The organism is Streptomyces sp. NRRL S-87 (genome assembly GCF_000719335.1).
Lineage (GTDB): Bacteria > Actinomycetota > Actinomycetes > Streptomycetales > Streptomycetaceae > Streptomyces.
In genome coordinates, this window is the sequence record NZ_JOGB01000010.1 from 67,786 (window position 1) to 94,566 (window position 26,781).

General features: G+C 69.3%; 25 protein-coding genes and 5 pseudogenes. 15 read left to right on the forward strand and 15 right to left on the reverse strand.

The window, feature by feature from the left end; genetic code table 11:
* Positions 1-155: 155 nt before the first annotated feature.
* The 6 genes and pseudogenes from IF43_RS42515 to IF43_RS41530 all read left to right on the forward strand — a co-directional run.
* Positions 156-233: pseudogene (locus tag IF43_RS42515) on the forward strand (integrase); the annotation flags it as partial.
* 153 nt (positions 234-386) lie between these two features.
* Positions 387-1,202 carry a site-specific integrase gene (locus IF43_RS0108780; protein ID WP_234332040.1) on the forward strand — a complete coding sequence of 272 codons (816 nt, stop codon included), beginning with the start codon at positions 387-389 and terminating at the stop codon, positions 1,200-1,202.
* On the forward strand, positions 1,199-3,208 hold the full coding sequence (locus IF43_RS36245) for a hypothetical protein (RefSeq protein WP_234332031.1): 2,010 nt from the start codon (positions 1,199-1,201) through the stop codon (positions 3,206-3,208). Before IF43_RS0108780 ends, IF43_RS36245 begins: the two co-directional genes overlap by 4 nt.
* On the forward strand, positions 3,138-3,704 hold the full coding sequence (locus IF43_RS42520; RefSeq protein WP_234332035.1) for an integrase: 567 nt from the start codon (positions 3,138-3,140) through the stop codon (positions 3,702-3,704). The genes IF43_RS36245 and IF43_RS42520 overlap by 71 nt, the downstream gene beginning before the upstream one ends.
* Positions 3,701-4,150, forward strand: coding sequence for a hypothetical protein (locus IF43_RS0108790; protein WP_030196406.1), 450 nt, complete (start codon positions 3,701-3,703; stop codon positions 4,148-4,150). The genes IF43_RS42520 and IF43_RS0108790 overlap by 4 nt, the downstream gene beginning before the upstream one ends.
* 47 nt (positions 4,151-4,197) lie before the next feature.
* Complete coding sequence (locus tag IF43_RS41530; protein ID WP_030196408.1) at positions 4,198-4,416, forward strand: hypothetical protein; 219 nt, start codon at positions 4,198-4,200, stop codon at positions 4,414-4,416.
* 53 nt (positions 4,417-4,469) lie between these two features.
* On the opposite strand, the gene IF43_RS0108800 is transcribed toward IF43_RS41530, so the two are convergent.
* The gene (locus IF43_RS0108800; protein ID WP_030196411.1) at positions 4,470-5,027 is read right to left on the reverse strand and encodes an SMI1/KNR4 family protein; all 558 of its coding nucleotides are present in this window, start codon (positions 5,025-5,027) and stop codon (positions 4,470-4,472) included.
* A gap of 476 nt (positions 5,028-5,503) precedes the next feature.
* Between IF43_RS0108800 and IF43_RS42050 the strand changes: the two genes are divergently transcribed.
* Entirely contained in the window at positions 5,504-5,821 is a 318-nt protein-coding gene (locus IF43_RS42050) for a hypothetical protein (protein WP_199922694.1), read from the forward strand.
* A 695-nt stretch (positions 5,822-6,516) separates the two neighbouring features.
* Here IF43_RS42050 and IF43_RS43860 read toward each other — a convergent pair.
* A pseudogene (locus tag IF43_RS43860) lies at positions 6,517-6,771 on the reverse strand (penicillin-binding transpeptidase domain-containing protein); the annotation flags it as partial.
* Between the two features lie 634 nt (positions 6,772-7,405).
* Between IF43_RS43860 and IF43_RS43865 the strand changes: the two are divergent.
* From IF43_RS43865 to IF43_RS42530, 3 genes and pseudogenes are all read left to right on the forward strand, one after another.
* On the forward strand, positions 7,406-7,597 hold the full coding sequence (locus IF43_RS43865; RefSeq protein WP_369405185.1) for a Kelch repeat-containing protein: 192 nt from the start codon (positions 7,406-7,408) through the stop codon (positions 7,595-7,597).
* A 180-nt stretch (positions 7,598-7,777) separates the two neighbouring features.
* Positions 7,778-8,026: pseudogene (locus tag IF43_RS42525) on the forward strand (helix-turn-helix domain-containing protein); the annotation flags it as partial.
* A gap of 208 nt (positions 8,027-8,234) precedes the next feature.
* On the forward strand, positions 8,235-8,780 hold the full coding sequence (locus IF43_RS42530) for a transposase (RefSeq protein ID WP_234332041.1): 546 nt from the start codon (positions 8,235-8,237) through the stop codon (positions 8,778-8,780).
* A gap of 940 nt (positions 8,781-9,720) precedes the next feature.
* Here the strand turns inward: IF43_RS42530 and IF43_RS0108830 are convergent.
* The 5 genes and pseudogenes from IF43_RS0108830 to IF43_RS36255 form a co-directional block, all read right to left on the reverse strand.
* The gene (locus IF43_RS0108830; protein ID WP_030196425.1) at positions 9,721-10,005 is read right to left on the reverse strand and encodes a hypothetical protein; all 285 of its coding nucleotides are present in this window, start codon (positions 10,003-10,005) and stop codon (positions 9,721-9,723) included.
* A gap of 2,437 nt (positions 10,006-12,442) precedes the next feature.
* Positions 12,443-13,120, reverse strand: coding sequence for a hypothetical protein (locus IF43_RS41540; RefSeq protein ID WP_158939244.1), 678 nt, complete (start codon positions 13,118-13,120; stop codon positions 12,443-12,445).
* A 269-nt stretch (positions 13,121-13,389) separates the two neighbouring features.
* Positions 13,390-13,581 (reverse strand): hypothetical protein, encoded by a 192-nt coding sequence (locus tag IF43_RS39185; RefSeq protein WP_158939246.1) that lies wholly within the window; start codon positions 13,579-13,581, stop codon positions 13,390-13,392.
* A gap of 11 nt (positions 13,582-13,592) precedes the next feature.
* Positions 13,593-13,715: a hypothetical protein gene (locus IF43_RS43410; RefSeq protein ID WP_267884740.1), complete on the reverse strand. Its 123-nt coding sequence runs from the start codon at positions 13,713-13,715 to the stop codon at positions 13,593-13,595.
* Positions 13,716-13,779: 64 nt separating this feature from the next.
* Positions 13,780-14,428 (reverse strand): annotated as a pseudogene (locus tag IF43_RS36255) (HAD family hydrolase).
* Positions 14,429-14,670: 242 nt separating this feature from the next.
* Between IF43_RS36255 and IF43_RS43415 the strand changes: the two are divergent.
* Positions 14,671-14,799 (forward strand): hypothetical protein, encoded by a 129-nt coding sequence (locus IF43_RS43415; protein ID WP_267884741.1) that lies wholly within the window; start codon positions 14,671-14,673, stop codon positions 14,797-14,799.
* Positions 14,800-15,165: 366 nt separating this feature from the next.
* Here IF43_RS43415 and IF43_RS0108875 read toward each other — a convergent pair whose 3' ends face one another.
* Positions 15,166-16,791, reverse strand: coding sequence for a SpoIIE family protein phosphatase (locus IF43_RS0108875; protein WP_051794963.1), 1,626 nt, complete (start codon positions 16,789-16,791; stop codon positions 15,166-15,168).
* A gap of 252 nt (positions 16,792-17,043) precedes the next feature.
* On the opposite strand from IF43_RS0108875, the gene IF43_RS42535 reads away from it, so the two are divergent.
* On the forward strand, positions 17,044-17,229 hold the full coding sequence (locus IF43_RS42535) for a hypothetical protein (RefSeq protein WP_030196441.1): 186 nt from the start codon (positions 17,044-17,046) through the stop codon (positions 17,227-17,229).
* 192 nt (positions 17,230-17,421) lie between these two features.
* Here IF43_RS42535 and IF43_RS0108885 read toward each other — a convergent pair whose 3' ends face one another.
* Both IF43_RS0108885 and IF43_RS42540 read right to left on the reverse strand, forming a co-directional pair.
* Positions 17,422-18,405, reverse strand: coding sequence for a hypothetical protein (locus tag IF43_RS0108885; protein ID WP_234332037.1), 984 nt, complete (start codon positions 18,403-18,405; stop codon positions 17,422-17,424).
* Between the two features lie 278 nt (positions 18,406-18,683).
* Positions 18,684-18,834, reverse strand: a pseudogene (locus IF43_RS42540) (type II toxin-antitoxin system RelE/ParE family toxin); the annotation flags it as partial.
* 343 nt (positions 18,835-19,177) lie between these two features.
* Here IF43_RS42540 and IF43_RS0108890 point away from each other — a divergent pair.
* Positions 19,178-19,603: a subtilase-type protease inhibitor gene (locus tag IF43_RS0108890; protein WP_030196446.1), complete on the forward strand. Its 426-nt coding sequence runs from the start codon at positions 19,178-19,180 to the stop codon at positions 19,601-19,603.
* 320 nt (positions 19,604-19,923) lie between these two features.
* Here IF43_RS0108890 and IF43_RS36260 read toward each other — a convergent pair whose 3' ends face one another.
* Complete coding sequence (locus IF43_RS36260; RefSeq protein ID WP_037887799.1) at positions 19,924-20,220, reverse strand: DUF1330 domain-containing protein; 297 nt, start codon at positions 20,218-20,220, stop codon at positions 19,924-19,926.
* Between the two features lie 167 nt (positions 20,221-20,387).
* On the opposite strand from IF43_RS36260, the gene IF43_RS0108900 reads away from it, so the two are divergent.
* Together IF43_RS0108900 and IF43_RS0108905 are read left to right on the forward strand one after the other, a co-directional pair.
* The gene (locus tag IF43_RS0108900) at positions 20,388-20,900 is read left to right on the forward strand and encodes a MarR family winged helix-turn-helix transcriptional regulator (protein WP_030196450.1); all 513 of its coding nucleotides are present in this window, start codon (positions 20,388-20,390) and stop codon (positions 20,898-20,900) included.
* 295 nt (positions 20,901-21,195) lie between these two features.
* Complete coding sequence (locus tag IF43_RS0108905) at positions 21,196-21,819, forward strand: hypothetical protein (RefSeq protein WP_030196452.1); 624 nt, start codon at positions 21,196-21,198, stop codon at positions 21,817-21,819.
* 183 nt (positions 21,820-22,002) lie between these two features.
* Here IF43_RS0108905 and IF43_RS42055 read toward each other — a convergent pair whose 3' ends face one another.
* The 4 genes from IF43_RS42055 to IF43_RS37890 form a co-directional block, all read right to left on the reverse strand.
* Positions 22,003-22,191 carry a hypothetical protein gene (locus IF43_RS42055; RefSeq protein ID WP_030196454.1) on the reverse strand — a complete coding sequence of 63 codons (189 nt, stop codon included), beginning with the start codon at positions 22,189-22,191 and terminating at the stop codon, positions 22,003-22,005.
* Between the two features lie 235 nt (positions 22,192-22,426).
* Positions 22,427-24,319 (reverse strand): fibronectin type III domain-containing protein, encoded by a 1,893-nt coding sequence (locus IF43_RS0108915; RefSeq protein WP_234332042.1) that lies wholly within the window; start codon positions 24,317-24,319, stop codon positions 22,427-22,429.
* A gap of 316 nt (positions 24,320-24,635) precedes the next feature.
* Positions 24,636-25,580, reverse strand: a complete 945-nt coding sequence (locus IF43_RS0108920) for a hypothetical protein (RefSeq protein WP_037887801.1) — start codon at positions 25,578-25,580, stop codon at positions 24,636-24,638.
* Positions 25,581-25,594: 14 nt separating this feature from the next.
* Positions 25,595-26,461, reverse strand: coding sequence for a papain-like cysteine protease family protein (locus IF43_RS37890; RefSeq protein WP_158939248.1), 867 nt, complete (start codon positions 26,459-26,461; stop codon positions 25,595-25,597).
* Positions 26,462-26,781: the final 320 nt, after the last annotated feature.

Consider the following 26,781-nt stretch of genomic DNA (forward strand, 5'->3'; position numbering starts at 1 on the left):
CTGTTCCTCCGTGGGGTCGGCTGGTGGAGACCGGCGACCGTTACGAGCCCTACCGGCTCGTCGACGCCGACGGCGCGGTCGTGGCGCCAGTCGCGGTGTTCTTCCAGGAACTGCTCGCAGCCGGGAAGGCGGCGGCGACCGTCCGCTCCTACGGCATGGACCTACTGCGCTGGTGGCGGTTCCTGCGCGCGGTCGAAGTGCCGTGGGATCGAGCGACACGCGTGGACGCTCGGGATTTCAGCTGCTGGATCCAGCTGACGGTTAAGCCGCGAGCAACCGCGGCCAAGCGGCGGCCAGCCCGCACCATCGGCGCCCCGAACCCCGTGACCGGGAAGACGAGCCCTGGGCTCGGCTATGCCCCGTCGACCGTCGCCCACAGCGAGACGGTGCTGCGTAAGTTCTACGACCTGCACCGTGATGCCGGATCCGGGCCGTTGCTCAACCCGTTCCCACTGGACCTGGCTCGTCGTTCCGGCCGCGCACACGCACACCACAACCCGATGGACGCCTGGGCTCCAGAGCGGACCGGCCGCTACCGGCCCACGGTTCCCCGCCGGATTCCGCGCTCGATCCCGGACGAGTGGTTCAACTCGCTGTTCGCGGCGCTGCGGTCGAACCGGGACCGGGCAATGATCGCGTTTTGGATCTCCAGCGGAGTCCGGGCCTCGGAGCTGATCGGCGTCCGGCAGTGCGACGTTGACCCTGGGCAGCAGCTGATCAGCGTTGTGCGGAAGGGCTCCCGAGCACGGCAGCAGGTGCCGGCCTCGGCAGATGCGTTCGTATGGCTGCGGCTCTACCAGCAGGAGCTGCACGGGCTGGTGCCGAGGGGTCGGACGCGGCCAGTGTGGTGGACGCTGCGGCGTCCGTTTCAGCCGCTGACCTACCACGGCGCCCACCGCATGTTCGAGCGGGTAAACGCCGCCTTCGGCGCGGACTGGACCCTTCACGACCTTCGCCACAGCGCCGCCGCCCGCATGGTGCGCGACCCGGCGCTGACGCTGACCGACGTGCAGTGGGTCCTCGGGCACGCGCATCTGACCACGACCGAGATCTACCTCGCGCCGCGCCAGGACGAGGTCGTGGCCCAGGTGCTGGCCCACCACGCCCGACAGGCAGACCGGCTCACCGGGCCGGTGCCGCCGCCTCCCGCACCCGGCTACAACCCCGAAGCCTTGGACGTGCTGTTCGGGCGGTCTTCATGACCACCACCACGAAGCATTCGACCCGCCGACAACTGCAGACCGCGAATGCAACAGCCGAACAGGCCCGAGCACGGAACAACGTACTGCGGGAACGGTTCCCGCCCCGCTCCGCAGAAGACTGGTGGCCGACGACAACGCAGTCGTCGGACGAGGTGCTGCGGCGGCTGACGGCGCCACCGTTCTTGCCGGCGGCCAACGCCACCCGGGCCGGGCGGCGGCGCGGGGTCACCAAAATTCTGCACTGGCTGTCCAGCCTCCCCGGGGATACCTGGCAGCAACGGTGGAAGGCCAGTCGCGCCGAGGACATTCCTGGCGCTGACTGGACGGATCTCCCGCTGCGATTCCTGCGCCAGAGCGGGCCGTCGCCATCGTATGAGCGCGTTGACCTGACCTCCGGGCTGCTGATGCTGGCCTGCGGCGACGTCATCCGCCCCGACCTGGCCTGGATGCTCACCCGCACCCACAAGCACCTGGCTCCGGTCATGGCCGAGATCCGCGACCCCGAAGGGTTCGCACGGCTCGCACAGGCGGCCGAGTCCGGGCCGGTCAGCGCCCGAGGGGAAGCCACCATCGCGGCGACTCGGATCGCGATGCTCCTGGCCTGCAAGGGCGGGTCGATCGCTGACATCACCGTCGGCGACTGCGTGGAGCTGGTCGACACCCTGCGTCGAGTCCATGTCCGCGGGGGTCAGCGCAAAGTCGACTTCTACCTTCGGCTGCGGGCTTTGGGCGTCTTCCCTGAGGACGCCCCCGCCACGATCCGGGCGTTCGGGCTTGCCGCTGGCCGGCTGAGCATCGAAGAACTCGTGGATCGCTATCCGATCCAGTGCCGCCCGGTCCGCGACCTGATCGTGGACTACCTGCGCGAACGGCAACCGTCGTTGGACTACACCAGCCTGGACGCGGTGTCGCGGACGCTGGCCGGGCTGTTCTGGACCCGGATCGAAGCGCTCTCCCCGGGCATCGACTTCCTGCGCCTGCCACCGGCACTGGCCCGGGCCTGGAAGACGGGCATCGCCACCAAGAAGCGCACCACGACCGGTCCGGACGGCACCGCCGTCGAGATCGCCAGCCCCCGGCTGAACGCCAAGGACGAGCTCATCCGCGTCCGCGCCTTCTATCTGGACATCGCCCATTGGGCCGCGGAGGAGCCGGCCCGCTGGGCGCCGTGGGTGGTGCCCTGCCCGATCAGCGACGAGGAGATCAGCAAGGCCAAGGACCGCAAACACCGCAAGGCCCGGATGGATCAGCGCACCCGCGAACGGCTTCCCGTCCTGCCGGTGCTGACCGACACCGCCGACCGCAGGCGCCGCGCCGCGGCCGAACTACTGGCTGCCGCCGAGCGCACCCGGCCCGGGGATCTGATCCCCGACACCGCCGGGGCTTTGCGCAGAGCCGTCGCGCCCAAGGCCGCCGGGCACCTGATCTGGGCCGAGGAGACCTCGACCGGGCGGCGCCGGAACCTCACCCACGAGGAGACCGAAGCCTTCTGGGCCTTCGCCGCGACCGAGGTCCTGCGTTTGACCGGCATCCGCAACGAGGAGCTCCTGGAGCTGAGCCACCACAGCATCACCGAATACCGGCTCCCCAGCACCGGCGAAGTCGTGCCCCTGCTGCAGGTCGCCCCCCTCCAAGACCGACAGCGAACGGCTCCTGCTGGTCAGCCCGGAACTGGCGGACATCCTTTCCACCATCGTCCGCCGCCTGCGAGGAAGCAGCCGCGCGATCCCGCTGGTGACCTCCTACGACGTCCACGAGCGGGTCTGGAACCCGCCGATGCCCCTGCTGTTCCAACGCGATATCGCCACCGAACACCGCGCCTTCACTCCGACCGCCCTCCGCAAGCTCCTGCTCAACACGCTGGCCACCACGAGCCTGACCGATGCTGGCGGCGAACCGCTCGTCTTCTCCCCGCACGACTTCCGCAGAATCTTCGTGACCGAAGCCATCATGAACGGCCTGCCACCGCACATCGCGCAAGTGCTCTGCGGGCATCGGAGCCTTGACACGACGATGGGCTACAAGGCGATCTACCCGGCCGAGACCATCGAGGCCCACCGCGCCTTCATCGCCCGTCGCAGGGCTGCCCGGCCCAGCGAAGAGTATCGGACCCCCACCGAGGAGGAATGGGACGCTTTCCTCGCGCACTTCGAGAAGCGCAAGGTCTCCATCGGCACCTGCGGTCGCGCTTTTTCAAGCCCTTGTGTTCATGAACACGCTTGCGTTCGTTGCTCGCTTCTCCGGCCGGACCCGGCACAGCGCGGCCGGTTGGAGGAGATCCGCGACAACCTCGTCGCCCGCATCGCCGAGGCCGAGCGCGAGGGCTGGCTCGGGGAGGTCGAAGGGCTCAGGGTCAGCCTGGCCGGCGCCGAAGACAAGCTCGCTCACATGGACCGACGAGCTTCCGGCGGTACGGCGATCGACCTCGGCATGCCACGCATAGCCCCAGCTCAAAATTACCCAGGTGGAGGGAACGGCTTCGCTGACACAATCACTGGATGACCAGCAATGACATCCGGTTCGACTGCCAGCACCGTGGGGACGGCGGCCCGCTCGTGATCGTCCCCCGCATCGACGGAGCACCACTCACCGAGCTGATCGACGGGTTCGAGATCGCCGCCGGGATGCAGCCCGCAGGCGACGCCTACGGCGGTCTGATTCCGGAGTTCTTCCGGTTCGGCCCGATGCAGGATCACTTCCTCGGACGGTCCACCAACGCGATGGGGCCGAAATCACCTGTTCTCGGTTGTGAATGCGGCGAATGGGGATGCTGGCCCCTCATGGCCCGCATCACCCCGACGACCGCCTCCGTGATCTGGGACTCCTTTGAGCAACCCCATCGCAAGACCCGCGAGTACACGGCATTCGGTCCGTTTCAGTTCGACCGTCGCCAATACGACGACGCCCTGCGCGCGCTGAACGCCGCAATCGGCTCCGACGAGACGTAATCCGCACCCGCTACCGATAGTTCAGAGAAGCCTGCGTCCGCTGCCCGATGCTCTGGCCCGACCCCGCCCAACGCGGCCGCTTGATGGAGATCCGCGACAACCTTCACGCCCGCATCGAGGAGGCCGAGCGCGAGGGCTGGCTCGGGGAGGTCGAAGGACTCCGGGTCAGCCTGGCCGGAGCGGAAGACAAACTCGCGCAGATCACCAGACGCGCGGCCAGTGCGTCGGTCGCCCTCCCGATGCCGACGCTCCGAAGGGAGCCGTGAGCATGCCCGGGATGACGGCGCCTGCACCAACGGGACAAAGCGCTGGTGTTTCGCTATGCGCCGGAGGACAGTCGGCTTGCGGCCTGGTCCCATGGCTGAGGCTCGATCAGGTCGTCCCTGTCAAAGGCATCCTCCTCGAACCAGCCCGTCCCCGCGAGCCATGTCTCCAGCCACGCTGCGAGGCTGGCGGAGTCGAGGAACCAGCACTGATCCCACGATCCGCCGCTATACGGGTTCGGCTCGAAGAGCAGGACCTGACCACCCTCACTGAGACAATCAACGCCTGCGTACATGGCACAGCCCCAGGTCAGGATCGGTACGACGCCTTCGGGCCACTCCGGGTGCTCCACTCCAACGGACGCCTCACGTCGCGTCAGGTATTCGCCAGCGACGCTGGAGGCCGGACCAAGGAGTGGCAGCAGTCGGTAGTCAGGGCCGAAGCCGCCGTCAGCGACCTCGCGATACAGGCGCGCAAGTAGGGGATGCAGCGCGAAGCCCAGTTGCGCCTCGGCCTCCGCAATCTGGGTATTGCTCACAGGCGCGGGAAGGTCCTCGCTCTCGGATGCGGCCCGGACGGCAACGCGTTGCACGAGGTCATCAATGTCGGTCATGACCGTGGTGCTGTCAGGGCCCACCGACATGTCGACGGGCAGGGCCGCGAGGCGGACTGTTGGGCTACAGGAAGTTCAGAGAATACGGAGCCGGCATCGACATCTGTCCGCCCCGGCGGGGCACCGAAAGGGCGTCGTTGAGAAGGCCAACCACTCAGCGGCCCAACGCTGGTGGCGAACCGTACCGGACGGCATCAGCATCGGGGCGGGCCAGAACGGCGTGGACAAGCTGGCCGTCCAGATGGACAGCCGCAAACGCAAGCTCGACGGAGCGTCGACCACGGTCGCCGCGTTGCGCGGAAGCCGAGCCGCTACTGGGACTGCCGAACCGCCCGTCCCCCGCCGAGCTGGAGCAGACCCGCGTCGTCAGTCCGCAAGGACTCGTCTCCTCCGCCGGCAACCATTACTCTGTTCCGCCGGGGCTGACCGGCGCGCACGTCACGGTCCGGATCCGCCTCGGCGAGGACGACCTGCAGGTGGTCACCGCCGGCCGCGCGGTCATCGCCCACCACCGCCGGGCACCGGACGGAGCCGGGCAGACCATCCGGGACGCCCGGCACGTCATTGCCCTCGAACGAGCCGTTCTCGCTTCGTTCTCCGACAAGGCTCCCTGCCGCACCAAAGTCCGCCGGCCCCCGTCGGCCGCGGCCCAGGCGGAAGCCGAAAAGCTTCGCGGCCGACCTGAAACAGACGTCGCGAACCGGGTCGTGATCGACCTGTCTCACTACGCCGCCGTCGCCGACCGGCTGCGGCAGGCCCCCACCCATGAAGACCGGGAGCGTGAGAGCGAGTGACACCATGCCGATGAGCGAGGCCCGCCGCTACCAGCAGCTGCGAGGCCACCTGCCCACTCCGGCTGATCCGGCGCGCGGACCAGGCTGAGGACATCTGCGAGTCGCTCAAGCGAGGGGATCGCCGCCCTCATCACCTCGTCAACCGCCTTCAGAGCGTCGACGTAACCAAGCACGAGCCCCCGTGCATCCCCAACCCGTTCCATACGGCGTCATCCCCCTGAGCCCGTGACTGAAGGGATTGTTCCATGGGCCAGCAGCGTCTCCGCAGGACGGCATTCTGAAACGATCAGTTAGGCCCGATCAGCACGGACCCCCTGCCCCGATGGGTGGGGGCTCAAGCGCGCGGCTACTCGGCGGCCGGAGGCTTACGTCGTAATCGCGTCCTGCAACACGGACGTCGCGTCCAGCCAGAGCCGCCAGCCAACGGGTCTCGTGGCGCACAGGCGACGGCGTGGAGCGCCGAGGAGGAGTCGTGTGGTGCGTGCCGAATCTCGAGTGGGTCGCCAGTGTGATCCTGGCGGCGACGGTCACTGCTTGGCGGCCTCGGTGATCTGCTGGGCGATTCCGCGCGCGGCCTCGGTGGCGTTGCCTGAGGGGGACAGGAACACGGCGATAGCCATCGGCTGCCCCCCGGCCGTCTGCGAGAGGGACAGGCTCCACGTGGCGGAAGCGGAGGGGACCCATGCCGTGACTGGTGCTTGGAGGGCAGAGCGTAGCTGGTCGGCGGTTCGCTGTGAGATGGCCCGAACCGGGCGGTCCTTCCTTTCGGGGTGGGCAAGGAGGGTGGGTGTGACGCGGATGCCGCCGTTGCCGATGGTGGCCATCAGCATGGCCATCTGTGCTGGGGTGGCTTTGACGTCGAAGAGGCCGTTGGCGACGAGGGCGAGCTGAGCGGGGTTGAGCGGCGGCTGCGGCCAGGTGCTTTTCCAGGCCCGGTTGGGAATGGTCAGATGGTCGTCGTTGGGCGAGGCGGCCCCCGGCTCCTACCTGAGCGCAGACGCACTCCGCCCCGTGGCCCTTGACCGATGCCGAAGGGAGCTACCCCTCAGCGAGGGGACACGCCACGACCACCCAAACGCCTGCCGAGACCTCCCCCGCCACCACCGCGGCCATCCCCAGCCGGCCCGGACGATGGCGATGACGCGACGGTGGGCGGGCGGCGGACCGGCCTCGTGGGGCCAGTGTGCCGGGCGGCTGGGGAGGCCGTCCGGCACGCACCCGTGCCCACGCCCGCCGCGCGGTTGATTCCCGGGACGGGCTGGCACCGGCCAGGCCCCTGCTGTGTGCGGTGAGCACCTCCCCGCGAGAACTGCAGCCAGCCTGGGCCGCGACCGTCATGGGGCGGCGCCTGGCCCGCTGAAGCGGCGCAGGCGCGATGCCCGTGTACAGATCGTTGTCCCGTTCAATGATGGCGAACGTGATGGTGGAGCCGGGGTCGTCGAAGTAGTCGTCGCTGGTCACCGTGAAGGTGAAGCTGGTCTTCTCGGTCGACACCTGGACATGACCGGATCCGTGCCCGCGGCATCGTGGCAAGGGTGGAGTCCTATGTCCCGGCCGACCAACGCCTGGAGCACGGTGATGTCGATGTCCACTCCTCGAAGTGGTTTGGGGGCTGCGGCCGCTCCCTGCCCGCAGGGACACACCGGCACCTGCCTCTACGCCGTAGGCGGCACCGCTGGCGACGTCGTGGCAAAAGTGGAGTCGTACAACCCCGCCACCAACGCCTGGACAACGCTGCCCTCGATGCCCACATCCCGGTCCGACCGAGTGCTGTGACCGCATAGGTTCACCGGGTTGCTCGTTGTGCTGGTTGGAAGTGATGTCGGTTCCAACCGGTAGGGGGGCGGGGTGGCACCACCGGTCAGGGTCCGGAGGCTGACGGAGCAGGAGGGGCAGAAGCTCCAGCAGATCGTTCGACGGGGCAGTACGAGCTCGGTGCGGATTCGGCGGGCGATGATGCTGCTGGCCTCGGCCGGCGGCAGCGCGGTCCCGGTGATCGCGCGTCTGGTCCAGGGGGACGAGGACACCGTCCGTGACGTGATCCACCGCTTCAACGAGATCGGGCTCGCATGCATTAACCCTCAGTGGGCGGGAGGCCGTCCCCGCCTGCTGAGCAGTGACGACGAGGACTTCGTCATCCGGCTGGCCGCTACCCGCCCGACCGTGCTGGGCAAGCCCTTCACCCGCTGGCCGGTCCGCAAACTTGCCGACCACCTGTGCCGCAACATAGCCAGGCCCGTCCGGATCGGCCGCGAGGCCTTGCGGTGCTTACTGGCCCGCCGCGGGATCACCTTCCAGCGGACGAAGACCTGGAAAGAGTCCCCGGACCGACGCCAAGCTGGAGCGCATCGAGTACGCGGTCAACGAACGTCCGTACCGCACGTTCGCCTTCGACGAGTTCGGGCCACTGGGCATCCGCCCCACCGCCGGCTCGTGCTGGGCCGAACAGAGCCGCCCCGACCGGCTGCCCGCCACCTACCGCCGCACCCACGGCATCACCCACTTCCACGGCTGCTACTCCGTTCGGCGACGACAAGCTGTGGGGTATCAACCGGCGCCGCAAGGGCATCGACCAACCTGGGCCGCCCTGCGGTCGATCCGAGCAGCCCGCCCGGACGGCGGCCCGATCTACGTGATCCTGGACAACCTCTCCGCCCACTTGAACTGGAAGATCCGCAGGTGGGCGGCCAGGAACAAGGTCGAGCTGTGCTTCACACCCACCCAAGCGTCCTGGGCCAACCCCATTGAGGCCCACTTCGGACCGCTACGGCAGTTCACCCTCGCCAGCTCCCACCACCCCAACCACACCGTCCAGACCCGGGCCCTTCACGCCTACCTGCGCTGGCGAAACCAGAACGCCCGCCACCCTGATCTCCTGGCCGCCCAACGCCGCGAACGCGCCCGCATCCGCTGCGAGAAAGGCATCCGCTGGGGCGGACGGCCGCTGAAGGTGGCCTGACCCTCCCCGGACGCCCGGGTCACACTCTCTCGGCGTCGGCCGGGCGCCTGTGGCCGCAGTCGATCTCGTGGCCGGCGACATCCGTGACATATCCATGGACCCCGTTGAAGTGCACCGTTACCGAACCTGGCCGGTAGTCCACCTGGAAGGGCTCGTTGCCGAGTGTCGTCCCAGGCCAGGGATCTCCTTCGGAGGAGCCAACCGTCCAGACGACAAAAGTCTCACCGGGACGCAGCCAGTGGTCACTCCCATAGCACTCCAGGACCAACTCCAACAGCTCGACACCGTTGTTCTGAACCCGTAGACGTGCCACCGGTGCTTCCTGCGCTGTCAATGTTCCTCCGTCACCAACCGACCCATCTCTCGCAGCAGAGTACGCGGGTGCCCTCTCAGCGGAACCGGTGAACGTTTCCGGTCACAGCACTCGCCGTAGCAGTCACTACGTGCCCGCCCGGTGAGAGCGGCACCTTCGACCCGCCGGCGTCCTCCCAGTAGCTCCGTGTGCGGTGAGGCTCCCCACCGTGGGAACCTCACCGCACCGGCAGACGTCGACCGAAGCAGGCCGCCGCCCTGCCCGGGATCGGCCCACGACCGCCCGGAGGCTCGCCTGCTACGGCATCACCACCATCGGCGGCACCGCCCGGGACGGTGCCGTCCGGCCCGACCACGCTGACCGCGCCCTCCTGCGACGTTCCGAACTCGTCCGTCGTCCACGATTCCCGCTCCGCTATCAAGCCTTTCCCGCGACCGCCACACGGCTGGTACGCGGTCATCGTCGGGGGTCTCTCCCTCTCGGACGGACCTCACGGCACCGCGCCCTGAGGGGCATCGTGCCCCAGAGCCTTGGGGCGGCTCGGGCCGGCGTGCACCTCGCCGCCACGCTCGCGCAGTGGTTCGTCTCCGGAGCAGTCATCCGCACCCCTTGAACCGCTGTGGTGAGCTACAGCAAGCCCACGGCCTCCGCGAGCCAACGTCCCCACACGTCGGTTCCAATGACCCAGGGCAGGCCGAACCCAGCGATCATCGCCCCGCTAACGCAGCGGTCAAAGAGCTGCGTCCCCCCGCGCCAGTGAACCAGGAGAACGAAGACGAGGATCAGGCCGCCACCGTACGCGAGCGTGACCCGGAGCGAGGGGCGGGGGTCGGCCTGGAGGCCGGCGGTGAGCGCTGCGGCAAGGGTGGCCAGCGTCGCCAGGACCAGCACGTCGAGGATCCAGCCGGGCACACGCCGCAGGGTGGGCTGAGCCTTCCAGCGCGCCGGTTCCGGGGGCTTGCCGCCGCTCGGGTAGGTGGGGTGAGCGCGGACCGTCCTGATAAAGGCTCCCCTGAACTCCGCGGCCTCGGCGGGCGAGGCGCCCAGGGCGGCCAGGAGCGGGTGCAGGTGCTATCTCCAGGTATGAGGAGACTCTGCCCATCGAACCACTGGGCCAGGATCCCTTCCGCCTCGGCACTCTCCGAGATGCCGAAGACTCGCTCGATAAGGTCGGAGTTCGCCTGGGCTCCGGCCCATTCATGCAGTGCCCGCAGGTGGAACGCGAACTCCTGGGGCGTGGAGACGCCGCTCAGCATGCTCTCCGGCAACGCGTGCTGGAGGTAGGGCTCACGGGGGCCGAGGCGCACTGACGTAAGCCCGGGATCGCCGAAGGAGCGCGCGGGAATGTCGAAACGCTCGCGGCGTCCCGTTCCGCCGTGCGCTCAGGGGGTCCGAACCGCGTGTCCGCGGGCTGTGCGGACAGATGCTCGTCGGCGTCCTGTGGGTCTGGGTGTCCGTAACTGGCCACCGGGCAGGGACCAGGTCCTTCGCTGTCCGCAACGCGTCCGCGGACAACCACCGAGTACCTCACCTGGCTCATGGTCTCCGGCGGGCAGGCCCAGTTCGTCGCGCAGCGCACCGAGGTCGTGGCCGGTGGCGTGGAGCCGGGCGGCGCTGCGTTCCAGGACAGCGTCGTACTCGTAGAGCGGCGGGAGTTGCAGGTTCTCCAAGGCCTGGGCCGCCCCTTCCCCCTCGTCTGCCGGCTCGGCGACGGAAGCGGCGCTCTCCATGGGCAGGCGTTCCAACTCTCGCTCGTGCAGCGCGGCGAGCAGGTGCGCGCCGAGGCGGATCTCCTCCGCGTCCTCACGTTCCTGGCGGGCCTGTTCCAGCTGTGCCTAGGCCTGCTGCAGGCGCAGCCGGGTCTCCTCCAGTTCCCTGAGCACGGCGTCGGACACGGCCGACGGCGGGGCGGCTCCTGCTGGACGATCTCCAGGATCCTGCAGCGCTCCTGCAGTGATGCGATCACGGACAGGAGCATCAGCACCAGCTGCCCGACCTCGAGCAAGACCCGCCCGGCCTTGAGCTGGCCCTTCCGGGCGTCGTCCAGGCGCAGCTGCAGCTCGCCTTGGCCCCCTGTAACGACCCCCTCGGGCGGCGTGCCCCTGCCATCCCCGTGCCCCCACTTGCCCGCGACAGCCATTCCTCTGTCCGCAACCGACAGGCCAAACGGTCCACGTCTGTGACGGACAATCACACCAGGACGCAGCGTGACTGCGAAACCCGCAGATCAGTGTAAGGAGGCCCTGATCCGCCCCCTTCTCCCGGAAGCACCCGCGGCTCGCACCGTTCGCCGAGTCCATGGTGTCCGAGGCCATCAGCAGGGCCTACGAGCGGTGGCTGACCGATCCCGGCAGGCCGGCCGGAAGGTACTGCCCTACCTCCACACGACGTTGAAGAATATGGTCCAGCCGGACCCGCTTGAAGCGGACCGGATGCCGGAACACCCCGCCGTGGACCACCGCCCGGTCCACGCTGACCTCCGCCATCACCTCCGGCCGCACCAGCGTGGTGTCCAGAAAATCGCGGCTCCCCCAGGCGAGGCGAACCGCACCCCGGTCCAGGGGTGCTCGGCGTCGGCCGCTGCAGGTGCTCTCCGACCTGCCGGGCTCACCGGGCGCAGCGGGACTGTCCAGCCGACCGCGCGCAGGTGGCATGGGGCGTCGTAGCGGTCCTGACGGTGACGCCGCCCTGCCCCAGGAAGTCGATCTCCACCGTGCCGACCGGGGCAACACGACCGAGCCTGACCGCCTGGTCCCCATCCGCCCTGCGGACGCCGAGGCGCCGAGCGGCCTGGTCCGGGGCCGAAGGGGACGTGCACGGTCAATTGTCGCGGAGGGCACGAAGAGTGGGGCGGGCCGGCACCCATCGGGGCTGCCCCCGAACGCGATTGCCAAGGGCTCGGCGGACGGTCAGCCGGCCGTCGCAGCCGACCCCTGGCCGAAGGGCGGGACGTCGTCGGCGGTCACGTCCAGACGGATCCGCCGGAACCTCAGCGGGTGGCGGAAAACGCCCTGGTCAATAGCCCGGTCCGCGCTCACCTCCGCCACCGCGTCCGGGCGTACCAGCGTGACGTCCGAGACGTCCCGGCTCCCCCACGCCGAGACGAACGTGACGCCCCTCCAGGGTGACCGGGCCGGGCCGGGGCCCACCGGGGAGCATCTCCAGGTAGCTCTACTGCCCCTTCGGCTCAGAGACCGCACTCATGACACCCCCTCCGCCAAACCGGCATTGCGGCCCTTCCCCCAGGCGGCTCAGTTCAGGTCAGCCGCCTCGGGACCTCCTCAACGGGCATCAGCCGCCACGAGCGGCCGGCCCCTGCCGTATGGATAGGGGCCGCCTGTGCTGTGTTCTACTTGCGCGAATGGGCTTCCGCCAGGTCGGCTGCGCGCTTCAGCTCCGCAATGGTGGTGGGGAAGCCATCAGAGCCTGCGGCTCGTTCTGTTGTCTGGGGGCCGTCTTGTCCCTGCGCTTCCGCGGCGGTCAGCGCGACAACCGACGACGATGCCGGGGTCACTTCGCCCTTGCGGATGATGAAGATGCCCTGATTGCCGCCCTTGGGAATCCAGAAGGTGGGCACGGTCGTGATGCCGGGATGTTCGCCGGGCGAGAGCTGTTCGAGGTAGAGGGCGTACTGCTGTCCGGTGACGAGCTCGGTTACGCCCTCCATGTCGGTCTTGCTGGTATCGATGTTGCCGACTACGATCTCGTCGCCCTCGTTCAGGCCGGCGGAGCGTTTGATCATTCCACTTACTCGTACGCGCAAGAACACCATCGGTTGACAGTCCGCTCCGCTGGGTGCGTCACCTTCGACGCCAGGGGGCGGCGTCTCCGCGGCGGTCGTCGGTTGGACCGATGGGTCAGGGTTGGGGTCGGCCGTCCAAGCGTCCGTAGGGTCGATCGTAGGTACTCCCGCGGGATCGCCGCCCTTGTCGCACTCCTTGGTCTTGACGCCAAGGACCGTGCCGGTAATGGCGGCTTCGGAAGCGGTCGTGAGTTCCTCCGCACTGGGGTATGACTCGTAGTCCATGCTGGAATGCTCAAAGCTGCCAGCCGTACAGCCGGTCATCAGCACAGTTGCCGCTGCCGCTCCTACCGCTCCTGCCGCCCATGCTGTTCTCATTTGTTCCCCCTTCTAATATTTGGCGATGGCGCCCTGTACGTCGTTTCACCACGGCCCGTCGCCTCCGCAGTAGAACTTGCTGGTTCCCTGCTTCATGACAGCAGGTCCGGGTTTTGCGCATCCGGTTAGGACGTGATCCAGGCCGTAGGCGTGCCCGAATTCATGCTCGGCGGTGATCATTTTCTGACGTGCGGTGAAAAGCGCATGGTCCGGTCCTTGAAATTGATCGGCGTGGTACTTCGCTTCGTATTCGTCGGGGCTGAGCCAGCCGAGGTCCTTTGGATGCGGCGGGTGTTGTACCAGCCGTCCATATAGGCGAACAGCGCGAGGTCGGCATCGGTGCGGGTGGCGAAGGGGGTGCGGCGCACACATTCGGTCTTCAGGACGCTGAAATACTGTGGACGATGTCGAGCTTGCCCGCGTCGGTGATCGTCTTGTTGTCGTAGACCGACACCCAGGTGCCGGACACCGCCTTACACTCAGCGTCCCGCTTGACGTTCATGCCTTCGCGCTCGAGGACGGTATCCCTCGTGTCGCAGGACTCCCCCTGGGTGGCCGGACGGCGGCTACTGCTGGTTGAGGAGGTCGGGGAGTTTGCGCATGTCGTGAAAGACGATGGTGCCAGGGCCCTCGAGACGTTCGGCCGGGGTGAGCCCGCCCGCGAAGCCGAAGGCTCGCATCCCGGCGGCGCGGGCGGCCTGGACACCGGGGCGGGTCCTCGACCACGACGCACGCCGCAGGGTCGACGCCCATCTGTCGTGCCGCGTGGAGGAAGAGGTCAGGGGCCGGCTTGCCGTGGGAGACCTCGGTGGAGCTGAAGATGCGACCCGCAAACCGGTCGTAGAGTCCAGTGACGCCGAGCGTGTGCCGCATCTTCTCGTGGGAACCGCTGGAGGCGACACAGACCGGCAGGGTGATCTCGGCCAGCGCCTCGGGTAGCCCCTCCACGGCCTCCAGCCCGGTATCAACCTCATCCCGGTGACGCTCGACCAGCTGGTCCCACCAAAACGCTGCTGCCTCCTCGCCCAACCGTTGAGCGATCTGGGCGCAGATGGACTCCCGGGAGCGCCCGATGAACCGGTCGACAACTTCCGCCGAAGTCAACGGCCAGCCGAGCTCCGAGCCCAGCGCGACCTGGATGCGCACGGCGATGCGCTCGCTGTCGACCAGCACACCGTCGCAGTCAAATATCACAAGTTCAATCGGCTTGATCATTCCCGCAGGATAGGGGGCGGTTCACGACGACGAGCGGCCTCGGAGAGACTGCCTTCGTCCCGTGACGTGCGCGCGGTACGCGCGATGACGCCGATTGCCGGCCGGACCGCTTGGCGGGGGCCGGATCCGATGGTCGGTGGGCAGGCACAGGCAGACCGAGAGCGCCAGCGTCGCTGCGGCAGGTCTACGCGACTGTGCCACACGAGCAACGGCGGCGTCAGACCAGCAGGTGGGCGCTCCACTTGAGCAGCACACTTCAGCGCGCGGCAGCGGCGCTGGCGGTCTCTGCGGCCGTGGCGGCCGATGACCCCGTTGCCTTCGCGAGCCGCGACGTGGTCGTGGCCCCCGGCGGCTTCGGGGTCGCCGACTGAGTCCAGGGCGCTATATCCCTTCCAGCCCCCACCGACCTTCGTCCATGCGGTGAAAGGCGTGGAGATCTTGCCGGTGCCCTGGTAGAGCTACATCACCGACAACGGCAAGGCCGACCTCGTGGCCCGTGACGAGGGGCGCGGGTGGCTGATCCCGGTCGACGCCTTGGTGGCCGCGGGATTCCGCCTCGACGCGCCGACGCCGGCCAGCCCGACCGAACCCTCCCACGAGGCCGTCGGAGGCGGGGGCCGGGACGCTGCCGCCGCGAGCTCGCCAGGTGACCGACCGCGGAGGCGGTCGCTCGCGGCCCTGACGCCGTGGCAACGGCACGCTCGGAGTCTCCGTCAGCGTCTCGGCCGCCACCCCCGTCAGGTGTGGCGGCGGGTGGCGAGCAGAGCGACGTCGTCCTCGGCAGGGCCGGACAGCAGGTGGTCCAGGAGGGTGTCGAGGATGTCCTCCAGGGGGCCGTCCACGGTCAGGTGCAGGTTCTTCAGGCGCTGGAGTGAGGCGTCGATGTCCAGGGTTCGTTGTTCGACCAGGCCGTCGGTGTACAGCAGGAGCACTGCTCCGGGAGGGATGGGGATGGTCAGTGCCTCGTAGCTTCCCAGTTCGGTGCCCAGCGGCGGACCGGTCGGTGCCGGGAGGAGTTCGATGCGGCCTTCCGTGCTCAGCAGTGCCGGGGGCAGGTGGCCGGCGCTGGAGATCGTGCAGGTGCCGTGACGGGGGTCGATGAGGGCGAGCAGGCAGGTGGCGACCCGGTCGAGGCCGATGCCGGCCACGCGGTGGTCGGCTTCGCCGAGGAGTCCCTCGACCGAGGTGCTGGAGAGGGCCAGGCTGCGCAGCAGCGAGCGGTACTGGCTCATGGCTACGGCCGCCGTGAAGCCGTGGCCCATCACATCGCCCATGACCTGGAGTGTGCGACCTCGGGGCAGGGCGATGGAGTCGAACCAGTCGCCGCCGACGAGGGCGCTGCGGCCGGCGGGCAGGTAGCGGGAGGCCACCTCGATGTCCGGGTGAGGGCTCCCGGGCTCGGACAGCAGGGCGCGTTGCAGTTCCAGGGCCATGGTGTGTTCGAGGGTGTACTGGCGGGCGTTGTCGATGGCCACGGCGGCGCGAGTGGCCAAGTCCTGCGCCACCACCAGGTCGTCATCCGTGAACGGCGCGGAGTTCGCGGCCCGGGCCAGGAACAGGGCGCCGACCGGGTGCTGCCGCGTCGGCAGCGGGATGACAAGGCCGGAGTGGATCCCTGCGGCGCGCAGGACCGCGACGTGTTCGCGTTTCGGGGTCATCTTGCGGAGTACTTCGTCGGGCGCGAGGTTGCCGATCCACGGTCGGCCGGTGTCGAAGCAGTGTCGAAGCGGCGAGCGGCGCGGTACGTCGACGTGGTCCCCGATTCTTCCGATCCGCTCCATGCGCCGGAGGATGTCCGGATCCCCGGCCACGGCGGCGATGCGTACGCGCAGCATGCCCGGGGCCGGCGGCGGTGTTCCGAACGGTTCGTCCTCGATGACGTCGACGGCAGCCGCGTCGGCCAGACTCGGTGTGACGAAGTCGGCCAGTTCGGCGCAGGTCTGGTCCACACCGAGCGTGGTGCCCACACGCGTGGCTGCGGTGTCCAGCAGCGCCAGCCGCTGGTGGGCCTTCTCCAGATCGTCCATGTACTGGCGCAGTCCGCTGACCTCGACTCCGATGCCGCACAGGCCGAGCACCCGCCCTTTGTCCTCCAGCCGGTGATAGACCGCGCTCCACTGACGGCGCCGGAACGGCGAGGCCGCGCGAGTGGTGCCTGTGACCGCCAGGGTGCGGGGCTGTCCGTCGGCGAGGACCATACGCAGGATCTCGTCGGGGCGATGGATGTCCGGCAGTACCTCCGTCATGGTCCGGCCCAGGAACGCCGCGGCCGGTACCCCGCCCATCCGGCCCATGGCGGCGTTGACGTACAGATAGCGCAAGTGTTCGTCCAGGACGGCCACAGCAGCCGAAGTACCGTCCATGATGCTCCGGAGGATCCCGTACTCGCGAGCCTGCTCCGGGGCATCGGTGGCCGATGCCCCCGCCACTGCGGCCAGAAGGGCGTCGTGATCACCCGAGAAGAGCCACCTGGGCGGCAGCTGGTCAAAGCCCACCCCGAGTCCTCCTCACCCCCACCCTGGCGAGGTCATGCCTCATCCCATCCTGAGCCTGCCCGCAGCCGACCGCATCCGCAGCTCGGAGCCCCCACCCGAAACGAAGTCCTCCGGAGCGAGGTGGTCGAGGCGCCGCAGGTCGCGGCCGGCTGCGAGCTGACCGGCGGGGGGTGGCGCAGGGCACACGAAGACGTCGTCGTGACCGACGCAGCCCGACTCGACGTCGACCATTTCGTGCCCGCCGAGGTCTACGACTCCGCGGAGGCGGAGTTGGGCTCGACGCGCCGTGCTGCTCTGGCGCAATGACGGCTCGGGGCAGGTGGGGATGGGGTTGCGGCTCGTCGAGGTGACGGTAGGTGAGGTCTGACCTGCGGCGGGGCATCCAACGCCAGGATGTCGCATCTGATGCAACGCGGAGGTGGCGTTGAGCGGGGCGAGTTCGCCGGGGTGATCCGGCTCGTGCGGGTGCTTTGGGTGGCGTGCTCGGCCTGTCTGCAGTCAGCCCTCGAACCGGTCGGTAATCTCGTGCAGGGCACGGGACTTGGTGACTCGGTTACCTGTGCGGACCAGTCTCCGCATCATCGTCGCGCCTGCCATCACGGCGGACAGATGCAGCAGCACCGCGACGCTGACGTTCTCCGGCGGTATGGCATCGGCCGGATCCGCCAGCGCCACGTACACCGTGAGGGGCAGCTTCCAGGCGCTCCATGCGAACAGTGAGCCTGATCCGACCCACCCGAACGTCAGCGGAAGCCAGCGCGGGAGCCTGGCAGGACGTGCCCGTGCCACCGTCCAGATGCCGGCGGATCCGGTCAGTGCCCAGAATCCCCCCACAGTGGCCAGCACGTACCAGTCGGTGTTCCGATGAGCCGGGTGGGCGATTCCCAGAGTGCCTCCGGCCGCCCAGTAGATCCAGACCAGGCCGACTGCGGCACCGACGGCGGCCGCCCACGGCCGCACCGTAGGCGGCCCGTCACCGACGCGTCCGATGAACGCGTCCGGCCAGCGGCGCCGCAGATACGCCGGGACGGCGAGAGCCAGCCCCAGACCCATCCCCACGAAGCCGAACTCGACCAGCACTCCCTCCCAGACCGGCATGGCCGGGTCGTCACCGCCGCCGCCCTGCGAGTCACCGCCCACATCCAGGAGGGCACTGAGCAAACCGAAAGGCAGCACCGAGACGAGGAACCCCGACCCCACCCAGGAACAGAAGGCGACCAGGGCCCCCGGTATCCGCATCCCCCACGGGCGCACCAGCGCGAGCGCCAGAGCGATCCCGATCACCGCCATACCGACCGTGACGGTGTTGAGCACCACCCACTCCGCCAGCCCGAACCCCGTGCCGATCGGCAGCACCCCCGCGAGAGAGCCGACCACCCACGAGACTTTGATCAGTAAGTAGGGCGACAGCGCCAGAGCAGCCCCATAGGCTGCCTTCTGCCCGACCTGGTCCCAGCGATCCACTCCGAACTCCCCCTCCATCAGCAGGAATCCCAGTCTTCGGCCTCACCAGTCCGGCCGCGTCGCCCGCCGGACGTATACGCCTCCCCCACCCGAGGGAGGCGGCGGGTGGGAGGTGCTGCGTTCCCGGTTGGCGAGCGCTTCGGGGGGGTGCCGCGCTCCGAGCGGCGGTGGGTCCGCTCCAGCCGCGGATACCGCTCGCTTCGAATAGCGCCTCCCGTCAGCTGAACAGGTGCCGTGGACCGCGGCGCGGCGGGAGGGGTACGCCTGCGCGCTGTCGCGGGCGTCAGCCGAGGGCTGCCGACGTGGATGACCACGATGGTGGCGGTGGCCTCCGTGATCTCGTAGAGGACCCGGGCGGCCCGCCTGCATCCGGCGCAGGTCCGGGGAGCCGTACGGGGTCGTGCCGTCGGGCCGGGGCTGGTCGGCGAGGAGGTCGACGGCGTGGACTTCGGGCGCCTGTCCGGCGGCTACCGGCTGGACCGGGATGGGCGGGAGCGGGCGAACTCGCTGACCGGATCGATCCGGTCACCCTGGCGGCCCTCCTGTGCACCGAACACGGCCGCCACCAGCGCGGAGGCGCCGCAGGGGCGCGCACTCGGGCGGGGCAACCGCGCCCGCACCCGGCGGGAGCTGTGCGAACGCCAATGTGATCCAGAGTCCGCACCGTCTGTCCGTAATTCGACCGTCGACGTGCGACCCACCTTCGCATCTGCCAGGCTCGACGTGAATTCACCGCCGTATACGGAATATGGCGGCTGTTTTGACCTTCGGATCGAAAGTGAGTGTTGTCATGCGCCCCCGCTTAGCCGCAGTCTCCGCCGCCGCCCTCCTCTGCCTCGCCGGCGCCACGGGCGCGGCCGAGGCGGCGCCCGCGAGCCTGTACGCCCCGTCCGCCGTGGTCCTCACCATCACCCAGGGGGACGACCCGGGCACGGGCACCGTCCTGCGGGCGACCGTCCTCAGCTGCGCCTACACCGCAGAGGGCACGCACCCCGACCCGCGGGCGGCGTGCGACGCCCTCAACGCCACCGACGGCGAGCTCAACCGCCTTGTGTCCGCCCAGACTCCGGACCGGGCCTGCCCGCTGTACTACGACCCCGTCACCGTCACGGCCGATGGCGTCTGGCGGGGCAGCCGCCTCGCGTGGAAGCACACGTTCTCCAACGGGTGCGCAATGTCCGCGGCTCTGAACGGCAACGCGCTCTACGCGTTCTGACGCTCCGGGCCCTCGCCGCCGCCAGCGAACTCCAGCGCGAGCTGACCTGCGACGGACTCCTGCCGAGGCCAAGGGAAACGTGTATGACCCGCAGCGTTGTTCACGCATCTGATGGCCGAGTGAACAACGCTGCGGGTCCCCTCATAGGAAGCCCCCACGCTCCCGAGCCCACTCTGGCCGTTCGAGCCGGCGGGAAGGCCCCGGGGAACGGAGCTTCCTGAGCGGCCTGAGCAGGAGTGGGCCGGGTGGCGGCACCACCACGGGCCAGGACCCGAGCCGCCCTTGACCACCGTCTGCCGCTCTCTCCTGGGTGGGTGGGGTCAGTCGGGGAGGCCGGCCATGAGGTGGACGTCGACCTCGTGGCCCATCGTCTTGACCCGCCAGTCGACGAGCTCCTGGTACGCGGGCGAGGCGTACCAGTCGTGCGCGGACCGGTCGCTGGGGAAGGCCACCAGGGCGGTCTTCGTGAACGTGGAGGGGCCCTCCAGCCGGGTCGGGCTGTCGAAGGCGAGCAGCCGTCCGCCGAACGGGTCGAGGGTCGGGCCGACGTGGGTGAGGTAGTGGCCGAGGGCGCTGTCGGGTGTGTCGTCGGTGCGGACGAACAGTACGTAGTGCACAGGCTTCTCCTGGTCGCTCCGGCGTGCCCGCCGAGGGCACGCACCTAGCTTCGAAAGGTCGCATGGCGAAAGTTTTGACGTCGAAGCTTTTGTTGAATGAACGCTAACGAGGCATCCCGTCGGAGTCAAACGGTTCGACGTCGAAGCATGCTGGTAGTCTCGGCGTCATGCGCGACACGGTGGACGAGGTCATCGAGCGGTGGGACGCGATCCGCCCCGGACTGGACACGGAGCCGATCGGCGTCGTCCTACGGATCTTCCGTGCGTCACGGCTCCTCGAGCAGGGCATCAAGGGCTACTTCGACGAACACGGACTGGAGACCTGGGAGTACGACATCCTGGCCACGCTCCTGCGCGCGGGCGGCGGCAACACCCTCCGCATGAGCGACCTGGCCGGCGCCGCGATGATCAGCCCCGCGGCCCTCACCCACCGCATCGACCGGTTGGTCGCCAAGGGCCTGGTCACCCGCGCCACCGACCCCGACAACCGACGCTTGGTGCGCACACAACTCACCGCCGAGGGCCGCAGCGTTGCCGAGGGCCTGATCGAAGGTCATCTGGCCAACGAGCGAGAACTCATCGGGAGCCTCAGCCCCAAGGAGAGCCAGCAGCTGGCATCCCTGCTCCGCAAGCTGCTGATGCCCTTGGAGGACGACTCCCTTAAGACCAAGAACTCCTGACGCGGCGGGGACACACCACCTGCGGCGGGCGATCCGTCGGGCGTCCTGGGTCTCCTGCACCGAGACGCCGGGCAGAGCTCGAGGTGGAGCTGACCGGGAGGGGCCCGGTTTGGGGCCCGGGGCGGTCGGGGCCGGTCGACCCGTCGATCGGGGATGCGCCATCTGCCTGACGATTCGTCAGCCGCGTGGCAGATCGATCGGCGTGGCCGACCCGGGTGTGCCACGGGGGCGGGGATGCTCGGCCTCGATCGCGCAGTCGAGCCGAAGGACAGCAGCCCCCATGAAACCCATTCGGATGCGCGCGGCCGTGGTCTCGGCTGCGCTGGCGGCGATGCTGGTCGCCACGGGTACCGGCACGGCGCAAGGGCAGGCGCCGACCGCGGCACGGGTGGCCGTTCCTCCCGCGGACCACAATTGCCTGAGCCCCGACGGAACCAATCTCAATACCTTCCTCGGGATCAGCGAACGGATCATCGGTCCGCCGGCCTGCCGTGAGGCGTTCGTGGGCGAGCAGTGGGTCAGGTCCTTCCCGAGCTGGGGTACGGCGGCCAGTGGAGACCGCGCACGCTATCCACGGGGATACACGCCCGCGCGGTTCAACCCGATGGACGACTTCGTCTCCAAGTTCCTGGGGATCCGGGTCGTCAACGACATCGGTACGGCACAGGAGCAGAGCCGCACTTTCGGCCCCGAGACCATCCGCCGGTTCGCCGTGTTCGAAGGAATCCCCTTCGCGTACTTCGGGTCGCTCCCGCTGTCCCCGCTCAGCGCCGGGGCGCACACGTCCACGGTTTTCATGCGGCTGAGCGCGGAGCACTGCGACGGGCTGACCCGACGCAGTGACCTCAGCTGCCTGCCTGCGGGCGAGTTCCCCTACACCGGCGACACGCCGGTCAGGTTCTTCCCCCGGTCCTCATAGCGCCGCCCCCCTGCGCCCGGCGTGCGGCGACGCTCCGCCCTGCGACGGGGCGTCGCGGCGTGCGGGTCAGGGCCGGGGAACGTGGGTGACGGACACGCAGTGCACTGCGACGTGCTTCCTCATCGGCGGCGCAGCGGCACTCTCCCGGCCGCCCCGGCACGGTTCGGTCGTGCCGCCTCGTGGTCACGGACCTGACCGGTCCGCGCCGTCGCGCTGATCGTCGAGGTGAGCAGTCAGGTAGGGCCAGTACTCGGACCACCGCACCAGGTCGTCCGGGGTCAACGACCACCGCGAGCGTACGGCTTCGTCCGGCAGGAAGCGCACGCAGGTCCCCGTGGTCCCGTCGGCTTCGGCGGGCTGCAGATCGGTCACCGGGAGGCCGTGCTCATAGCGCTGGCTCCAGGCTCCGTCGCCAACGGCAGCTGCAGCTCACGGGCTGTCGGCCCGGGGGGCGCGCCCATTGGCGAACCCCGGCCAGCCTAGGTCTCCGGTCGTCCCCGCGGCGGCCCGCAGCCGCGGGGACGACCGGTCCACAGTTCGGGCCAGGGCTTGGGATCACGCCGAACACCGGCGTGGGTCGGAGCCGTAGGCTCCCGCCCCGGGTGGTTCAGGGGATCGCGTAGCCGAGCAGGGACTCCATGGTGTGGGGACCCTCGCAGTCGACTCGGGGGGATACGAAGTGGTCGCCGTTGCCCGGGACGTAGCAGCGGTAGAGCGGGACCGTCCCGGGTACCTGGCTGGTGCGGATGTGGCCGACGGGGCCCAGCGGGCGCTGGCCCTCGCATCCGGGGTCCCGGGTCAGGAGGGAGTGCCCGCCCACCTGGCACTCGTAGAGGCTGACCGTGCCGGGCCGTGCGCTGGTGTACAGGTACCACGTCGCCTCATGGGCGAATCCGGGTGGCAGAGCGCGGGAGGTGGCGACGTGGCCCTGGCTGGGGTTGTAGCCGCGGCGCAGCTCTGTGTGGGGCGGCGTCGTGGACGTGGTGACCTTGACGGGTGCGGACAGGGCGCTGGTGTTCGTGCCGTCGCTGGCGGTGATCCGGTAGGTGTAGGTCGCTGTGGCCTGGAGTCCTGTGTCGGTGAAGGTCAGCTGCGGACGTTTCCAGTACATGGAGGAGCCGGTGACGGTGCGTACGGGGGTGCTGGAGCCGTTGCGGTAGACGCGGTAGGTCAGTCTGCTGTCGTCGTGGTCGAAGCCGGCCTTCCAACGGACGTCGACCTCGCCCCGCCGGGTACTGGTGGCCCTGACCTCCTGCGGCACCGACGGTGCGCCGGTGTCCGGGCCACTGGCGAAGCGGGTCAGGCCCTGCTGCGGCCTGTCCGCGCGGGTGCTGGTCGAGGTGCCGGTCACGTGGGTGAACTCACCGCCCACCCACAGGTAGTCGGTGCCGTTCCTGGAGGCGGTGGTTATGACGCGTGGTCCCACTCCCTCCCCGATCCCGTTGTTGGTATCGGGGGTCCAGCCCAGCAGCGCCGGGGCGTTGACCGACTGGGCCAATAGGTGCTGGCGCACGCCGTCGGCCTGCTGGGGAAACCCGTCGATGCCGCTGCAGTCGTGTGCGTGTGACGCGGAGTAGACCACGTTCTTGTAGACCTCGACCGCCTGGGTCGCGCCCTTGCAGGGGTCCCGCCAGCGCCGGCTGAAGTCGGAGAGGCTGATGGCGGTCCGGCCTTCGTCCTGGCTGCCGACGGCCTCGCTGGCGGTGTAGAAGCTGGTGCTGTCGGTCGTGATGTCCTTCACCACTGTGGAGGCGGCGAAGAATCCCACTGGATAACTCTTGGTCAGGGCTCCGCTGTTGCTGTTGACGACGGCGAGCGCGTGGGAGTCGGCGCCGTTGAGGTGGAAGAAGTCGCCGCCGAGGATGACGTTGTGGCCGTTCGGGGTGACGTCGACGGCGCGGCCGGGTTCGTCGGCGTCCGCCGTCCAGGGGCGCAGCGCACCCGAGGTGGTGACGGATGCGAAGGAGCGGCGGGGCCGGTTGGCGACGTTGGTGAAGTCGCCGCCGAGGTAGACGCTGTCGGCGGTGGCGGCCAGGGCCCGCACGGTGGCGTTCACCGACGGTCTGAAGCCTGGCTTGGGGGTGCAGGTGGCGATGTCGATGGCCGCCAGGTTGCTGACCTTGACGCCGTTGACGGCTCCGAAGCGGCCGCCTGCGTAGAGGGTCTTGTGGTTCGGCGACACCGTCAGCGCCCGTACCGTCGCCGTTCCGCTGTTCACCGTGAACGACAGTGCGCATGACGTTGGCGCGCCCGTGGCCGCGTTCAGTGCCACGAGGTTCACTGCGGGCCGTTCCTTGCTGCCGGCCGGTGCACCTGGCGGTCTGACCGCGGAGAAGGTGCCACCGGCGAAGACGACCCCGTTCGTGTGGGCCATGGCCCACACGATGCCGTTGGTCTGCCATGTGGGCAGCGCGTCCGCCGTGATGGCGACCGGGGCGGTCAACGCGGCCGCCCGCGGCGCCGTCACCACCCCCGCCCCGACGAGCGACCCGGCCGCCACGGAGAGGACGGCCGTGTAGATCCCCACCGAGCGCAAACGCGCTCCTGACCTCTTCTCGCATCGTGCGTCACGACAGAGCGCCGACGCTGCTGAGCATATACATGACCAGATTGGCCGCATTGTCATCACAACCCAATACTTCGATTCACCGGATCCCGTAGCCGAGCAGGTTCTCCGTGGGGACCCTCGCAGTCGGCTCGGGGGGATACGTAGTGGTCGCCCGCACGGCCGGATCCCCTTCCCGCGCTCGTGGGCATGCGCGGAGCGAGCCCTCAGGCTGTACACGGGAGGGACCCGGCCGTCCCGAAGGGGCAGGTCAGCGGGCGCCGGCCGTCCTCCGGCGGTGCACGTACGCCACGGCGCCGCCAGCGGTGGCGAGGACCGCGGCCCCGGTGACGGCTACGGGCTGCCAGGACGTCTCGGGCGCGGGTATCGCAGGGGCGGCGGCGGCTGTCCGTGCCGGCCGGCCCTCGGCCAGGCCGGCGTACCCGCCCGCCAGGCCCTTGCGGTCGTACTCCGAGCCGGGCAGCTTGTCGCCGTACCGGGCGTGGACCAGCTTCTGGTAGGCGGCGAGGGTCATGGAGCGCTTTCCGCGGAGGCCGGTGGTCGCCTCCTTGTTGAGCGGCTCGACCATGCCACCGTCGGTGAGGCGGTACCAGGCGTGGATCTGCGGCTCGGTGAAGGCACGGCTCTGCGGGGTGCCGCGTTCGGCAAGGCTGACATCGTTGTCCCCGTCCCGGATGCCGGCCAGTTCCCAGCCCTCGGCGCCGACGTTCTGCGGGCCGCTTCCCCTCGTGGCGGTGTCCCCCTTGGGAGCGAGCAGTACGGCGGCGTTCCTGCCGTCGGAGGTGGTCACCCGGGAGGCCAGGTAGGAGAGCCGCAGTGCGGTCTGCGGGGTCGCCCGGGTCTTGCCGGCCACGAACTCGGGGCTGATCTCGAACATCGGCACCGGGTCCTTGAGGTCGAACCTCGGCGGCGCGCCGACCGCGGCGGGTGCGTTGGCCGGGCTGCCGACCGAGCCGCCGTCCGCGGCGGAGGCGGTGCCGGCCTGTCGGGCCGAGACCAGGAAGCGGGAGACGGTGTCGCGGAGCTGGTCGTCGCGGAGGGTCTGCTGGGCGGACGGGTAGCCCGCGATGCCGTCGCCCTCCGCGCCGTGTGCGGAGACACTGCCGCACAGGGCGGCGGCGAGGGTGGCCGTGGTGAGGACGGCGGCCCGTACGGCGGCGCGCCTGGCGCGTCGCAGGGTCTGAGTGGTCTGCATGGTCGGTCTTCTCCTCAGCCCTGGATGCCGATGCGCGAGTGGGTCCACTGGAACTGGTTGTTGTTCACGTACGTGTTGTAGTTCCACCAGGTGTAGGTCTGGGTGGTCTGCCACGGGTCGCCGACCGCGATCATGTTGCTGGTGCGGTCGTAGCCGTAGATGACGTTCATGTGGCCGCCGCCGCTGCGCCAGCCGAATCGGACGGCGAACGGCCGGCCCGCGGCGATCTCGGCAGCGGACTCGCTGAACGAGGCGTTGCGGTAGAGGCTGCGGCCGCTGTTGCTCATTCCCAGCCTGGCCAGGCCGTTGGCCATGTCCTCCAGCGTCGCGGGCTGGTTGTTGCAGTTCACCCACGTGCCCTGGGCAGCGAGCTGGCAGAACTGCTCCTGGGTGACGTTGCGACCCCAGTACTTGGCGATGGTCACGCCAGAGGCGTCCCAGCACCACTGGGTCCTGACCTGCTTCTGCATGTCGATCCGGAGCGACTTCGCGGTCGTCGGAGTCGTCCGGGTGGGTTTCGGGTTCGGGTTCGAGCCGCAGACGGGCAGGGAGGTGGTGTTCTCCTGGATGAACGCGTCCGCGATGTAGTACGAGCCGGTGTAGATCCACCGCGGGTTGTTCTCCACGGTGTCGCCGGTGGTCCGGCAGGACATCCGGATCGTGTCGCCGACCTTCGAGGAGCCGTTGACCTGGGCCGAGAGGGACGGCTTGGCACGGTGGTTGACCGTCTGGTAGTGGCCCTGCCCGCCGGTGACCGTGCCACTGACCGCATCGGCCTGGGCGAGGGCGCCGAAGCCGAACAGCAGACCGCCGGAGAGGGCGGTGGTGATCCCGGCTATCAATGCTTTCTTGCGGGGGGACGTGCGACGTTTGTGCATCATGCTCCTTGATCTGAGAGCTTCGGGGAAGTTGCCTGCCCGCAACCCGGCCGTCCGGGCTGCGGCGCAGCTGGCGAGGGGTGCGACTGCGACCTCTGGTTCGGTCATGTCGAGGGGTGATGGGCTGTCATCGGGCCCCGGCAGACTCGACGACGCCGATACGACGGCCTCGTTCTCGGCATGCCCGCGCGATGGCTGATGGACTGGGATGCGGGTGCCCCGGCGGGCCAGGCACGGGCGGCCGTCCGCCGCTGGACGACCGGCCGGTGGGGATGCCGACTGGAGGACGGTCAGCCGGCCTCGGGGACCGTCCAGACCCGGGC

Coding starts and splice junctions, on each gene's coding strand:
- IF43_RS36245 (WP_234332031.1), top strand. CDS start 1,199: ATGACCACCACCACGAAGCATTCGACCCGCCGACAACTGCAGACCGCG.
- IF43_RS0108790 (WP_030196406.1), top strand. CDS start 3,701: ATGACCAGCAATGACATCCGGTTCGACTGCCAGCACCGTGGGGACGGC.
- IF43_RS41530 (WP_030196408.1), top strand. CDS start 4,198: ATGCTCTGGCCCGACCCCGCCCAACGCGGCCGCTTGATGGAGATCCGC.
- IF43_RS0108800 (WP_030196411.1), bottom strand. CDS start 5,027: ATGACCGACATTGATGACCTCGTGCAACGCGTTGCCGTCCGGGCCGCA.
- IF43_RS43865 (WP_369405185.1), top strand. CDS start 7,406: ATGTCCACTCCTCGAAGTGGTTTGGGGGCTGCGGCCGCTCCCTGCCCG.
- IF43_RS41540 (WP_158939244.1), bottom strand. CDS start 13,120: ATGGACTACGAGTCATACCCCAGTGCGGAGGAACTCACGACCGCTTCC.
- IF43_RS43410 (WP_267884740.1), bottom strand. CDS start 13,715: ATGAACGTCAAGCGGGACGCTGAGTGTAAGGCGGTGTCCGGCACCTGG.
- IF43_RS0108875 (WP_051794963.1), bottom strand. CDS start 16,791: ATGGACGGTACTTCGGCTGCTGTGGCCGTCCTGGACGAACACTTGCGC.
- IF43_RS0108885 (WP_234332037.1), bottom strand. CDS start 18,405: ATGGAGGGGGAGTTCGGAGTGGATCGCTGGGACCAGGTCGGGCAGAAG.
- IF43_RS0108890 (WP_030196446.1), top strand. CDS start 19,178: ATGCGCCCCCGCTTAGCCGCAGTCTCCGCCGCCGCCCTCCTCTGCCTC.
- IF43_RS0108900 (WP_030196450.1), top strand. CDS start 20,388: ATGCGCGACACGGTGGACGAGGTCATCGAGCGGTGGGACGCGATCCGC.
- IF43_RS0108905 (WP_030196452.1), top strand. CDS start 21,196: ATGCGCGCGGCCGTGGTCTCGGCTGCGCTGGCGGCGATGCTGGTCGCC.
- IF43_RS0108920 (WP_037887801.1), bottom strand. CDS start 25,580: ATGCAGACCACTCAGACCCTGCGACGCGCCAGGCGCGCCGCCGTACGG.
- IF43_RS37890 (WP_158939248.1), bottom strand. CDS start 26,461: ATGATGCACAAACGTCGCACGTCCCCCCGCAAGAAAGCATTGATAGCC.